At 55.8% G+C, this 12,454-nt stretch carries 9 protein-coding genes, 1 other RNA gene and 1 pseudogene; all 11 read right to left on the reverse strand.

What is annotated here, in order from left to right; all coding sequences use genetic code 11:
• Position 1: 1 nt before the first annotated feature.
• The 11 genes and pseudogenes from murG to rsmI all read right to left on the reverse strand — a co-directional run bounded on the left by murG (position 2) and on the right by rsmI (position 12,399).
• Positions 2–1,081 carry an undecaprenyldiphospho-muramoylpentapeptide beta-N-acetylglucosaminyltransferase gene (gene murG, locus KNV97_RS15765; RefSeq protein ID WP_218563442.1) on the reverse strand — a complete coding sequence of 360 codons (1,080 nt, stop codon included), beginning with the start codon at positions 1,079–1,081 and terminating at the stop codon, positions 2–4.
• Complete coding sequence (ftsW, locus tag KNV97_RS15770; protein WP_136483350.1) at positions 1,068–2,261, reverse strand: cell division protein FtsW; 1,194 nt, start codon at positions 2,259–2,261, stop codon at positions 1,068–1,070. Before ftsW ends, murG begins: the two co-directional genes overlap by 14 nt.
• Before the next feature lie 102 nt (positions 2,262–2,363).
• Complete coding sequence (gene murD, locus KNV97_RS15775; RefSeq protein ID WP_218562300.1) at positions 2,364–3,698, reverse strand: UDP-N-acetylmuramoyl-L-alanine--D-glutamate ligase; 1,335 nt, start codon at positions 3,696–3,698, stop codon at positions 2,364–2,366.
• 44 nt (positions 3,699–3,742) lie between these two features.
• Positions 3,743–4,825, reverse strand: a complete 1,083-nt coding sequence (gene mraY / locus KNV97_RS15780; RefSeq protein ID WP_136483348.1) for a phospho-N-acetylmuramoyl-pentapeptide-transferase — start codon at positions 4,823–4,825, stop codon at positions 3,743–3,745.
• A complete protein-coding gene (locus KNV97_RS15785; protein WP_218562301.1) occupies positions 4,822–6,183 on the reverse strand; it encodes a UDP-N-acetylmuramoyl-tripeptide--D-alanyl-D-alanine ligase in 1,362 nt (453 codons plus the stop codon). Before KNV97_RS15785 ends, mraY begins: the two co-directional genes overlap by 4 nt.
• Complete coding sequence (gene murE / locus KNV97_RS15790) at positions 6,180–7,667, reverse strand: UDP-N-acetylmuramoyl-L-alanyl-D-glutamate--2,6-diaminopimelate ligase (protein ID WP_218562302.1); 1,488 nt, start codon at positions 7,665–7,667, stop codon at positions 6,180–6,182. Before murE ends, KNV97_RS15785 begins: the two co-directional genes overlap by 4 nt.
• A 47-nt stretch (positions 7,668–7,714) precedes the next feature.
• A complete protein-coding gene (locus KNV97_RS15795) occupies positions 7,715–9,481 on the reverse strand; it encodes a penicillin-binding transpeptidase domain-containing protein (RefSeq protein ID WP_218562303.1) in 1,767 nt (588 codons plus the stop codon).
• Positions 9,478–9,795: a cell division protein FtsL gene (gene ftsL, locus KNV97_RS15800; protein WP_218562304.1), complete on the reverse strand. Its 318-nt coding sequence runs from the start codon at positions 9,793–9,795 to the stop codon at positions 9,478–9,480. The genes KNV97_RS15795 and ftsL overlap by 4 nt, the downstream gene beginning before the upstream one ends.
• A gap of 99 nt (positions 9,796–9,894) precedes the next feature.
• Entirely contained in the window at positions 9,895–10,845 is a 951-nt protein-coding gene (rsmH, locus tag KNV97_RS15805; RefSeq protein ID WP_136483343.1) for a 16S rRNA (cytosine(1402)-N(4))-methyltransferase RsmH, read from the reverse strand.
• A 185-nt stretch (positions 10,846–11,030) separates the two neighbouring features.
• Positions 11,031–11,424, reverse strand: an RNA gene (gene rnpB / locus KNV97_RS15810) — RNase P RNA component class A.
• Between the two features lie 110 nt (positions 11,425–11,534).
• Positions 11,535–12,399: pseudogene (gene rsmI / locus KNV97_RS15815) on the reverse strand (16S rRNA (cytidine(1402)-2'-O)-methyltransferase).
• Positions 12,400–12,454: the final 55 nt, after the last annotated feature.

Consider the following 12,454-nt stretch of genomic DNA (forward strand, 5'->3'; position numbering starts at 1 on the left):
CTCAATTTGGAGTGTGGCCAGGCTCTGTCAGCGCAATAATCGCCTCCGCCACCACTTTATCTGCGTCCAGTTTGGCCGCATGGCGGGCCTGCTCGGCCATCGCCAGCAGCGCCGCGCGATCCAGGCCGGAAATCGTCTGTGCCAGTTTATCCACGGTCAGTTGCGGCTGCTCAATCATTTGCGCCGCGCCGCATTCGACCAGATGGTCGGCATTAAGCGCCTGCTGGCGGTCTTTGTGCATAAACGGAATGAAAACCGCGCCGACTCCGGCTGCAGACACTTCAGAAACGGTCAAAGCGCCTGAGCGGCACACCAGAAGGTCGGCCCAGGCATAAGCCTGCGCCACATCATCGATAAACTCGGTCACTTCGGCATCAGTCACGCCCTGCTGCTGATACGCCTGTTCTACCTCAGCCTGGTTATTTTTGCCCGCCTGATGGCGAATCTGATAACCGGCGCCCAGTTTCGCGGCGACCTGCGGCAGAGTCTGGTTAAGAATTCGTGCGCCCTGACTGCCGCCCATGACCAGAATCCGCACCGGGCCTTCACGCCCAGCCAGACGCTGCGCTGGTGCCGGCAACGCCACCACATCGGCGCGAACCGGGTTACCCACTACCGGCGCGTGCGGGAATGCGCCGTCAAAAGCCTGAAAGACCTTACGGGCTATTTTCGACAGCCACTGGTTGGTCAGTCCGGCCACCGCATTCTGTTCATGCAGCACGACTGGAATACCCAGCGTCCAGGCGGCGATGCCTCCCGGCCCACTGACGTAACCGCCCATGCCCAGCACCGCATCCGGCTGCCAGGCCTGCATATGACGGCGTGCCTGCATAATGGCGTTCACTATCTGAAACGGCGCTTTAATCAGGCGCGCGATACCCTGTCCGCGTAATCCTTTGACGCGAATAAAATCAATCTCGATACCATGCTTAGGCACCAGATCCGCTTCCATACGATCAGCGGTGCCCAGCCAGCGGATGTCCCATCCCTGCTGCTGCAGCTGTTTCGCCACCGCCAGCCCCGGAAAGACATGCCCTCCGGTGCCACCAGCCATTACCATCAATCGTTTATTGTTTTTCATCATTGAGTTCTTTTGTGTTGTGGCGTTGCGCCAGCCGGCATTCGTGATCAATACGTAACAGTATCGACACCGCCACCGACATAATAATCAAACTGGAGCCGCCGTAACTGATCAGCGGCAGAGTCAGGCCTTTGGTGGGCACCATACCGGCCGCAGCACCGACGTTAACTAAGGTCTGAAACGCAAACCAGATACCGATACCAAACGCCAGATAACCACCAAACTGGTGATCGTGTTCGAACGCTTTTTTACCGATCAGGATCGCTTTGAATACCAGGCTGAAAATCAGCATCAGCACCAGAGTGACACCGACAAAACCAAGCTCTTCTGCCATCACGGCGAATACAAAGTCGGTGTGCGCTTCCGGCAGGTACTCCAGCTTCTGAATCGAGTTGCCCAGCCCCTGGCCGAACCATTCGCCACGGCCAAAAGCCATCAGAGACTGAGTCAGCTGATAACCGCTGCCAAACGGGTCTTCCCACGGGTCTAGAAATGAGGTCACACGGCGGATACGATACGGTTCAGCAGCAATCAGCGCCACCACGGCCAGAATGCCAGCCACCATCAGCGCCAGGAACTGGGACAGTTTGGCCCCGGCAATAAACAGCATGCCAAACAGCGTCACCAGCATCACGATCACGGTCCCGAGATCGGGCTGACCGAGCAGCAGGATCGCCAAGGTCCCAAACACCATGATCGGCTTCATAAAGCCGCCGAAGAAGGTCTGGCGTACTTCATCGTGTTTACGCACCAGATAACCGGACATGAAAATAAACAGTGACAGCTTAGCCACCTCGGCCGGCTGCAGGTTGAACAGCCCGAGCGGGATCCAGCGCGATGCACCGTTGACCGACTTACCGGCCAGCAACACGATGATCAGTAAAAGGAATGAGATCGCCAGCAACACGGTGCTGTATTGCATCCAGCGTTGCATCGGTACCCGCAGCACCACGGAAGAAGTGGCGAGCGCCAGCAACAGAAAGATGCCGTGGCGGAACATAAAGTGGAACGGATCGTCAGTCAGCCGTGAACTGATTGGGAACGAAGCCGACGTCACCATCACCAGGCCAATCAGCATCAGGCCGAGCGCAATCCACACCAGTTGCCGGTCAAACAGGACTTGTGGTGAGGGCGTGCGCAGCCAGTGGCTCAGGGCGGAAATGGGTCTGGACAGTAACAAAATCGTTCCCTTGGTTTAATTGCATCAAGCGCTTAATGAAATAAGCGCTTAGTTAAGTACATCGATAACGCTGCACACCGGCAGATGATGCTGATTGATAGATTAAGCATAGTGACGGGCCAGCTCAGCAAAAGCATCGCCGCGCGCCATAAAGTTAGCAAACTGATCAAAGCTGGCACAGGCAGGCGACAGTAAGACCATATCTCCGGCCTGAAGTTGCGGGCGAATCGCACGCACCACATCCTGCATGCTGTCATAACGCTGCGCCGACGGATGAAGCGACATAAACTGATCGCCGTCGCGGCCGAAACAGCACAATTGCAGCGGCAGCGTAGCCAACACCGGCTGCAGCGGCGTAAAGTCCGCCCCTTTGCCAACCCCACCGACCAACAGGTACAAAGTGCCCTGTACGCTCAGACCAGACAGCGCGGCCAGCGTGCTGGCCACGTTGGTGGCCTTAGAGTCGTTAACCCAGGTTATACCCTGATTATCGGCAACCACCTGACAACGATGTGTCAATCCGGTGTAAGACTTAAGCGCCGCGAGTGCATTTGTATAATTCACGCCCGCGGCATCGAGTAAAGCAAGCACCGTCAGTACGTTAGCGACATTGTGTCGCCCGACTAAGGTCAGTTCACGGCTCGGTAGTACTGCCGTGCCGCGCGCCATCAGCCACTCCTGCGGCTCAGCGCCGTCGGCACTGATGAGTGCCGTGCAGTAATCGGCCGGCTGTTCCAGACCAAAGCTCACGCTGCGGACATTGTCCTGCTCGGGCCAGGTCTGATTGTCATCGGCGTTAATCACCGCCGTGGCCGCATGGTCAAAAATCCGCAGTTTCGCCGCGCGGTAGCCCTGCATGCTGTCGTAGCGGTCCATATGATCTTCAGACAAATTAAGGAAGGCGGCGGCAACCGGCGCCAGGCTGGCAGTAGTTTCAAGCTGGAAGCTGGACAGCTCCAGCACATACAGCTCAGCAGACGTCGCGAGTAAATCCAGTGCCGGCACACCAATGTTACCGCCAATCGCGGTTGCAACACCGGCAGCGTTAGCCAGCACGCCGGTTAAATCGGTGACGGTGCTTTTGCCGTTTGAACCGGTAATCGTAATCACCGGCTTATCGCAGTGCCAGGCAAACAGCTCAATGTCACCCACCACAGGGACTCCGGCGGCCAGCGCCTGCTGAATCTGCGCCGTGGCCAGCGCAATGCCGGGGTTGGCGACAATCAGATCCGCCTCCAGCAGCCACTCCAGGTTCCAGCTGCCGCAATGCAGGCCGACCTCAGGGGTAAGCTGGTCACGCCCGGGCGGCGTATCACGGGTATCAATCACCCGCACCTGCAACTGAGGATGAAATTTTTGCAGATATTTAACGACAGAGAGCCCGGTAATACCGAGCCCTGCGACCACTACATGCTTAATGCCTTGCCAACGGTCCATTTTATTTCCAATTTCAGTGAGTTACTTTAACGTCACCAGCCGGATTAGCGCACCTTAAGCGTCGCCAAACCAATCAGTACCAGTACGATAGAAATGATCCAGAAACGTACGATAACCCGCGGCTCCGGCCAGCCTTTCAATTCATAGTGGTGATGGATAGGGGCCATACGGAAGATACGCTGACCGCGCAACTTGTAAGAGCCGACCTGCAGAATCACCGACAGAGTTTCCATCACGAACACACCGCCCATGATCACCAGCACAAACTCCTGACGCACCAGCACGGCAATCGTACCCAGCGCGCCGCCCAGTGCCAGTGAGCCGACATCGCCCATAAACACTTGCGCCGGATAGGTGTTGAACCACAAGAAGCCCAGGCCGGCACCGACCATGGCAGTACAGACCACCACCAGCTCCGAGGTGTACGGAATGTATGGAATATGCAGATAATTAGCGAAGTTAACGTTACCGGTTGCCCAGGCAATCACGGCAAAACCGGCCGCGACCAGTACGGTCGGCATGATCGCCAGGCCATCCAGACCATCGGTCAGGTTGACCGCATTACTGGTTCCGACAATCACAAAGTAAGTCAGCACGATGTACAACAGCCCCAACTGCGGCATGACATCTTTGAAGAAAGGCACCACCAGCTGAGTCGCGGCAGTATCCTGGCCATGGGCGTACAGGGCAAATGCCACCACCAGCGCAATCGCCGACTGCCAGAAATATTTCCAGCGTGCGATCAGGCCGTCGGTGTTCTTACGCACCACTTTACGGTAATCATCGACAAAACCGACCACCCCATAGCCGAGTAGTACCGCCAGTACCGCCCACACATACGGGTTGCTTAAATCAGACCACAGCAGGACAGTGATAATGATCGAAGCCAGAATCATCACCCCGCCCATGGTCGGCGTACCGCGTTTACTGAAATGCGATTCCGGACCGTCGTTACGTACCACCTGGCCGATTTGCAGCAGCTGCAGGCGTTTAATCAGACGCGGGCCCATCCACAAGGAGAGCGCCAGGGCGGTCAGGATGCTGACGATTGCTCGAAATGACAGGTATTCAAACAAACGGAAAAACGAAAAATATGGCTGGAGTAACTCCGCAAGCCAAATAATCATGAGTATTTCTCCTTAAGAGCAGCAGCGATCTGGCCCATACCCGCACTGTTCGCCCCTTTGACGATCAGTACGTGAGCGCGATCCTGTTGTTGGTCAAGTTGCTGCTCGATAAACATAATCATATCCTGATGAGAGGTAAAATGACGGCCGTGACAGACCTCGCTGATCACTTTCGTATCCTCACCATATGTCAGAACATATTCAAACTGGAATGGTGCAGCATGTTCACCGACTTGTCGGTGAAGTGCAAGGCTTTCCTCGCCTAACTCGGCCATATTGCCTAAAATCAACCAGCGAGTGGCACAAAAACCACCCAGCAGATCCACCGCGGCCTGCATGGCCGGAACACTGGCATTGTAGCTGTCGTCAATCAGACGAATGTTGTCGGTCAGTTGCGTCGCTTCCACCCGGCCTTTCACTTTGGCCAGATGAGCCAGCCCGGCCTGAACCTCACTCAGTGTCGCGCCCAGTTCCAGTGCCAGTGCGCAGGCTGCCAGCGCATTGGCGACATTGTGCTGGCCGATAATGCCAAGCTTCACCGCGATTTCTCCCTGCGGCGTCACCATGATAAAACTCGCTTCACCGGCGCTATTCAACACGATGTCACGCGGATAAAAGTCAGCGCTGTGATCCGTCACGGAAAAAGTTTGCACCGTTTTGTCGGCCAGCACCGCCTGCCACAGTTCACCGCCGTGACTATCGAGGTTGACCAGTGCGGTGCTCCCCGGCTTAAGACCCTGATAAATTTCACCTTTAGCGCGTTTCACCCCATCAATCGAGCCAAAACCTTCCAGGTGCGCAGCCGCCACATTGTTGACCACTGCCACATCCGGCTTCACCAGCGCGGTGGTATAAGCAATCTCACCGATGTGATTGGCACCAAGCTCAATCACCGCGTAATCATCCTGCGCTGTCGAGCGCAGCAGCGTCAGCGGCACCCCGATATCATTATTAAAGTTACCGGCGGTAAACAGCACCTGACCTTTGGCGCTAAGAATACTGGCCACCATCTCTTTAACCGTGGTTTTACCGCAGCTGCCGGTGATCGCAATGGTCGGGGTTTGGCACTGCTGATGCACCCAGCTTGCCAGCTGGCCGAGCGCCTGTTTGCTGTCGTCCACAATCAGTTGCGGCGCCGCAACCGCCAGTTCGCGCTCAACCAACAAGGCACTGGCACCGGCTTCTACTGCCTGGGCGGCAAAATCGTGCGCGTCAAAGCGCTCGCCGACCAGAGCCACAAACAAGGCTTCAGGCGGCAGATTGCGGGTATCGGTTGAGACCGCACTGATTGCGCGGTCTGCGCCCACAAGGCGCGCGCCCAGTACAGCCGCAAGCTGAGTTAAAGTCGTGGTAATCATGCCGGTAACTCCAGTAATTGTTGGGCGCTTTCACGGTCCGAGTAGTGAATCGTCTCATCCGCCAGCACCTGATAATCTTCATGCCCTTTGCCCGCCAGCAGAATGATGTCCTGCTCACCGGCCTGCTGCAGCGCAAAACGCGCCGCATCCAGACGGCGGTGCTCGACATGGGCATGGGCAGGCTCACGCATACCGGCCAGCATGTCCTGGACGATTCGTTGCGGGTCTTCACTGCGCGGGTTGTCGTCGGTCAGAATCACCCGATCGGCAAACTGCTCCGCCACGGCGGCCATCATAGGTCGTTTGCCTGTATCGCGGTCACCGCCGCAGCCGAAAATGGCCCATAAGCGGCCCTGACAATGTACGCGCAATGCACGCAACGCCTTTTCCAGCGCATCCGGCGTGTGGGCGTAATCGACCACGATTTTGGCTTTACCTGGTGCCTGAAACAGTTCCATGCGACCTAAAACCGGGGTCAGTTTAGGCGCCGCCGCTAACAACGCCGTTTTATCAAAACCGAGACTGAGTAAGGTCGCCAGTGCCAGCAGCAGATTGGACGCATTAAATTCGCCAATCAGCGGCGCATGCAGCTGCCCTTCGCCCCAGCTGCTGCTGAAATCAAGGGTAATCCCACTTTCAGCATAACTGACGGACGTTGCCCATAAACGGCGTTCAGACGCTGGCTGGGCAAGCAGAGAAACCGCCACAGATTGGGAGAGCTGTGCAGCCCATTCAGCGCCGACAGCGTCGTCGACATTGATAATCGCATGCTGCGTATTGTGCTCGGTGAACAGGCTCAGTTTGGCGGCGGCGTAAGCCTGCATGGTGCCGTGATAATCAAGATGGTCGCGGCTGAGGTTAGAAAACACCCCGGCGGCGAAAGTCAGCGCTTTGACGCGCCCCTGCACCAGACCATGCGAGGAGACCTCCATCGCGGTGTATTGCGCACCTTGCTGCGCCAGCGTATGCAGCGTCTCCTGCACCTGAAGTGCATTACCTGTGGTATTGGCGGCAGGCGCAAGGTTGGCCAAAAAGCCATTACCGGTTGTGCCCATCACCGCAGCTTTGCTGCCGAGCAGTTCAATCCACTGCGCGATCAGCTGGGAAATGGTGGTTTTGCCATTGGTGCCGGTGACGGCAATCACCTGATTAGCATGTACGCCGTACAGACGGCCGGCCAGAGCGGACAAATGGTCACCCAGTTCGGCCAGATAGACAACAGCCATACCGCTGCGCCACTCGAGCTGGCCATGCGGATGCTGCTCACACGCCTGCGCCAGAACCAGATTCGCGCCTTGCTGCAACGCTTTATCGATAAAGCGGCGTCCGTCGGCTGCATGGCCGATAATGGCGACAAAGGTATCGCCCGGGTTGACTTTGCGACTGTCGAGTTCCAGCCGGGTGACGGTCAGCGCCGTCAGTTCTGGCTCATCAATGCTCAGCCAGGGAGCAAGCAGTTGGGGTAAGGCCATGCCAGTGTTCATTGTATTCTCACACTCTCTGCCCCTGCCGTGACGACGGCCGGGTTGGTTCAGTTTTGAAAACGGTTCTCGTCCGGTGCAATGTTTAAGATCTGCAACGCGCCTTTCATAATTTCAGAAAAGACCGGACCGGCGACCGCACCGCCGTAATAGGAGTCGCCCTGCGGCTCATTAACCATCACCATCAGTGAAATACGCGGGTCGCTGACCGGCGCCACACCCGCGGTATAGGCAAAATATTCATCGCTGTAGCCACCGGCAATCGCTTTGCGCGATGTGCCTGACTTGGCCGCAATCCGGTAACCCGGTACGGCGGCTTTGACTGCCGTACCGCCCGGCTGGGTTACGGTTTCCAGCATATCCAGCACTTTGCGGGCATATTTGGCGTCCACCACCTGGTGCGACAGATCGTCATCGTTACTGTCAATCAGATGCACCGGCTGGTATTTACCCAGGTTACCTAAGGTGGCATAAGCGTGCGCAAGCTGGATCGGGGTGATCGCCAGACCGTAGCCAAACGCCAGGGTGGCAATTTCAAACTGCGACCAGCGGCGGCGATTGGGGAAAATACCGGTGGTTTCACCAACCAGGTTAAGGCCGGACACTTCACCCAGGCCGACTGCGTTATACATGCTGAGCATATCCTGCAGCGGCATCCCCAGCGCCAGGTGAGTCACACCGACGTTGCTGGATTTTTTCAGAATCATCTGCAGCGTCGCTTTACCGACTTTCGACGTATCGCGCACCCGGCTGCCGCCGATGCGCATTACCCCATCGCCGGTATCGATAATGGTTTTCTCATCCGCCGTGCCGTTGGCCAGCGCCGCCAGGACCACAAACGGTTTGACCGTCGACCCCGGCTCAAACGCATCGGTGATGACCCGGTTACGCATTTTAAAGCTCTGCCAGTCAGCACGGTTATTCGGGTTATACGACGGCGCATTGACCATCGCCAGCACCGCGCCGGTTTTGACATCCAGCATTACCGCCGAAGCAGAAGTGGCGCGATAATCGGCCATTGCCTGCTTGACCGCACGAAACGCAATCGCCTGCAGACGCTGATCGATGGTCAGCTTAAGCGGCTTGCCCTCTTCACGCTCTTCGAGCGAGATGTTCTCCACCACGCGGCCATAGCGGTCTTTACGAATAATACTCTTACCCGCTTCACCGGTCAGCCATTTGTCATAACTGCGCTCGACCCCTTCCAGGCCATGACCGTCAATACCGGTCACACCAATCAGGTGCGCACTGACTTCACCGGCCGGGTAGTAGCGGCGCGATTCCGATTTCAGTCCGACCCCGGACAACTTGAGCTCACGAATGTATTTCGCCATCGCCGGGCTGACCTGACGCTGCAGGTAGATGAAGCGCCGGGTTTGGTTGTCGGCGATTTTTTTCATCATTTCCTGACGGTCCAGACCCAGTACATCGGCCAGCGCGTACCAGCGATCCTTTTCGACCAGACCGCCCTTTTTGTAAATCGTGGCCGGATCGGCCCATACCGCTTCGACCGGCACACTGACCGCCAACGCTTCACCATTGCGATCGGAAATAATACCGCGCGCCGATTCGAGCGTTTTGGCCCGCACCGAGCGCATATCGCCCTGACGGATCAGGTTATCCGGCTCAATGATCTGGATAAATGCCAAACGCCCGACCAAAAGGCCGAAAGCCAGCAACACAAAAAATACGATCAGATAAAAACGCCAGCGAATGAATGTCGGCGCATCGCCTGCGCTGGCTTGAGGTTTGGATTTAGGGCTATCGGCAGACTTAGATTTAGACTTGGCGCTGTCTTTGGCTGGCTTTTTCGTCATTTGAGTTCAATCACTACTTCTTTGTCAGCATCAGGACGTTTCATATTGAGGTCGTTTTGGGCCACTTCCTGCACCCGGCTGTGTTCCGCCAGTGCGGTTTCTTCCAGGATCAGGTTGCGCCACTCGTTGTCGAGGTGGTCACGCTCTTCCAGTACCTGATCTTTTGCAGTAATGGCCTGGCGGGTATGGTGGGTGGTGAACACCACCCCCATGGCTGACGCAAAAATCAGCACCAGCATCACCAAAGGCACCCGCCCGACCGTAAGCAGGTCGAGAGCGATAAGTTTGGCAAGGTTCGGCTTGGTTTGCGACATATTAACTATTTCTTACCTGCTTTGAGCTAATCATTACCCGCTTTCAGCTCTCGGTTAGCGGTTATGTTTATCGGTTATGAGAAGGTCGATTGCTGGCCATCACAGTTTTTCTGCAATGCGCAGCACCGAACTGCGTGAACGCGGATTCATCTCCACTTCCTGCTGCGAAGGTTTAATCGCCTTACCGACCGCTTTCAGATTAGCGCTACCGAGCGCTTTGATCTGATCCTGGGTCAGTGGCAGGCCGTGCGGCACTTCCGGGCCCTGACTCTCTTTACGGATAAAGCGTTTCACCATGCGATCTTCCAGCGAGTGGAAACTGATCACAGATAAACGGCCTTCAGGCGCCAGAATCGAAGCCGCACCTTTAAGGGCAGTATCAATCTCTTCCAGTTCACTGTTGATGTAGATACGAAAGGCCTGGAACGTGCGCGTCGCCGGATGTTTTTTCTCTTTAAAGCTCTTTGGCGCCGCTTCAGAAATCAGCGCAGCCAGATGACTGGTGCGAGTCAGCGGCTCTTTTTCTTCGTTGTCACGATGAGCAACAATTGCTTTGGCAATACGGCGCGCGTGCTTGTCTTCCCCAAATTCACGAATCACCCAGGTGATGTCATCGAGATCCGCCTGCAGCAGCCACTCCGACACCGGCAGGCCGGAAGTCGGGTCCATCCGCATGTCGAGCGGGCCGTCTTTCATAAAACTGAAACCACGTTCGGCATCGTCCAGCTGCGGTGAAGAGACGCCTAAGTCAAACAGCACCCCATCGACCTTACCGACTAAATCGTAACGCTCGGCGTATTCGGCAATACCGGAAAACGGGCCATGTACGATGGTAAAGCGCGGATCGTCGATCTTCTCTGCTTCGGCGATGGCCTGCGGATCGCGGTCAATACTGAACAAACGGCCATTCGGACCCAGTTTGGACAAAATAGTACGGCTGTGCCCGCCACGACCAAAGGTGCCATCGATATAAGTGCCGTCCGGCTTAATTGCCAGACCGTCGATCGATTCATGGAGAAGCACGGAAATATGTTGGAAAGATTCAGTCATAATGGTCTCATTTTGCGGGAACGCCCGTCAGTGTCTGTGAGTAGTGTACCGATTTCCCGCACTACTGCTACCCATAAGCATATACAGGACGTGACATTGCGCTAAGTTTAATGGTTTTACGGTCGACTAAGTCAGTAAAAAGCAAAAAACCCATCATAACGTTGCCGTTATGATGGGTCCTGAATAGGTGGAGCCGACGTATAAGCCGGGTTCTGTTCCGCTTGCGCGGTAGTAGCCATTCGTCTAGGCCAGCAATCGCTCACTGGCTCAAGCAACCTACCCGCTTCCTAACGCGAGCCACGCTGTGTGGAAGCCTATTTGGTCTTGCTCCGGGTGGAGTTTACCCTGCTACGAACTGTTGCCAGACGCACGGTGCGCTCTTACCGCACCCTTTCACCCTTACCTGATCCCTTGCGGGCCATCGGCGGTCTTCTCTCTGCTGCACTTGTCGTAGGCTTGCGCCCCCCAGGCGTTACCTGGCACCCTGCTCTATGGAGCCCGGACTTTCCTCCCCCTTATCAGTCTCCCCAACACAAGGTCAAGGGACGTCAATAAGGCAGCGACTACCCAGTCAACTCCAGGCGCGAATTCTAGCGGCAACGCCCGCCACTGTCTAGGAAGAATCGGACTTAGTGCTAAAATTGAGCCCAAGTGGTCATTCCTGCAGCGATTTGGGTGCCATTGTGGGCTTAGCCCAGGTTGTCCAGCCCCCACTTATACAGTGCGTTCTTTTTTCAGGTTGTAGATTTCCGCTGTGGCGGCGGCCGCTTTTTTCAATGGCAGCTCTTTAACCAGAATCCCCAGCGTGCGCAACGCTTCTTCCGGCAGCGACTCTTCAGCACTATCACGATAGCCGTGGATCAGCAGCACCATCTCGCCCCGTTTGCGGTTGTCGTCTTCTTCAATCCAGTCGATCAACTCGCCGAGCGGCAGCCCCTGAATGGTTTCAAAGGTTTTGGTCAGTTCACGCGCCAGCACCACATCACGCTCCGGGCCGAGGATCTCCAGCATATCCTGCAGGGATTCGGTAATCCGGTGCGGCGATTCATAAAAGATACAGGTCCGTTCGGCTTTAGCGATTTCCAAGAATTTATCCTTACGGCCCTTACTCTTCGCTGGTAAAAAGCCTTCAAAACTAAAGCGGTCAGATGGCAGACCCGAGGCACTCAGCGCGGTGATTACCGCGCACGCACCTGGTAATGGCACAACTTTAACACCGGCCTGACGACACTGATTGACTAAATGGTAACCTGGATCACTGATGAGTGGTGTCCCGGCATCAGACACAAGCGCAATAGATTGCCCGGCCAGTAATTTCTCAACTAATACTTGAGCTTTTTGCTGTTCGTTGTGATCATGCAGAGCGAACGTCTTCGTTTGAATATTGAAGTGCGACAGCAGTTTGCCCGTGTGACGAGTGTCTTCTGCGGCGATAACGTCAACATTTGACAGCACATCCAGTGCCCGTTGGGTAATATCCCCTAGATTGCCTATCGGAGTCGGAACTATGTATAAAGTTGGGACTTCTGTCGGCAAGGTTTTGCTATCTGTCATTTGTTTACCATCACTTCAACGATTAATATAGAGACAATTTTACACGGATTAACGA

The sequence above is a fragment of the Vibrio ostreae genome (assembly GCF_019226825.1).
Lineage (GTDB): Bacteria > Pseudomonadota > Gammaproteobacteria > Enterobacterales > Vibrionaceae > Vibrio > Vibrio ostreae.

Excerpts from the sequence above, each read along its gene's own strand:
- KNV97_RS15795 (WP_218562303.1), bottom strand. The coding sequence starts at position 9,481 with ATGACGAAAAAGCCAGCCAAAGACAGCGCCAAGTCTAAATCTAAGTCT.
- KNV97_RS15785 (WP_218562301.1), bottom strand. The coding sequence starts at position 6,183 with ATGATTACCACGACTTTAACTCAGCTTGCGGCTGTACTGGGCGCGCGC.
- ftsL (WP_218562304.1), bottom strand. The coding sequence starts at position 9,795 with ATGTCGCAAACCAAGCCGAACCTTGCCAAACTTATCGCTCTCGACCTG.
- murE (WP_218562302.1), bottom strand. The coding sequence starts at position 7,667 with ATGAACACTGGCATGGCCTTACCCCAACTGCTTGCTCCCTGGCTGAGC.
- mraY (WP_136483348.1), bottom strand. The coding sequence starts at position 4,825 with ATGATTATTTGGCTTGCGGAGTTACTCCAGCCATATTTTTCGTTTTTC.
- rsmH (WP_136483343.1), bottom strand. The coding sequence starts at position 10,845 with ATGACTGAATCTTTCCAACATATTTCCGTGCTTCTCCATGAATCGATC.
- murD (WP_218562300.1), bottom strand. The coding sequence starts at position 3,698 with ATGGACCGTTGGCAAGGCATTAAGCATGTAGTGGTCGCAGGGCTCGGT.
- murG (WP_218563442.1), bottom strand. The coding sequence starts at position 1,081 with ATGAAAAACAATAAACGATTGATGGTAATGGCTGGTGGCACCGGAGGG.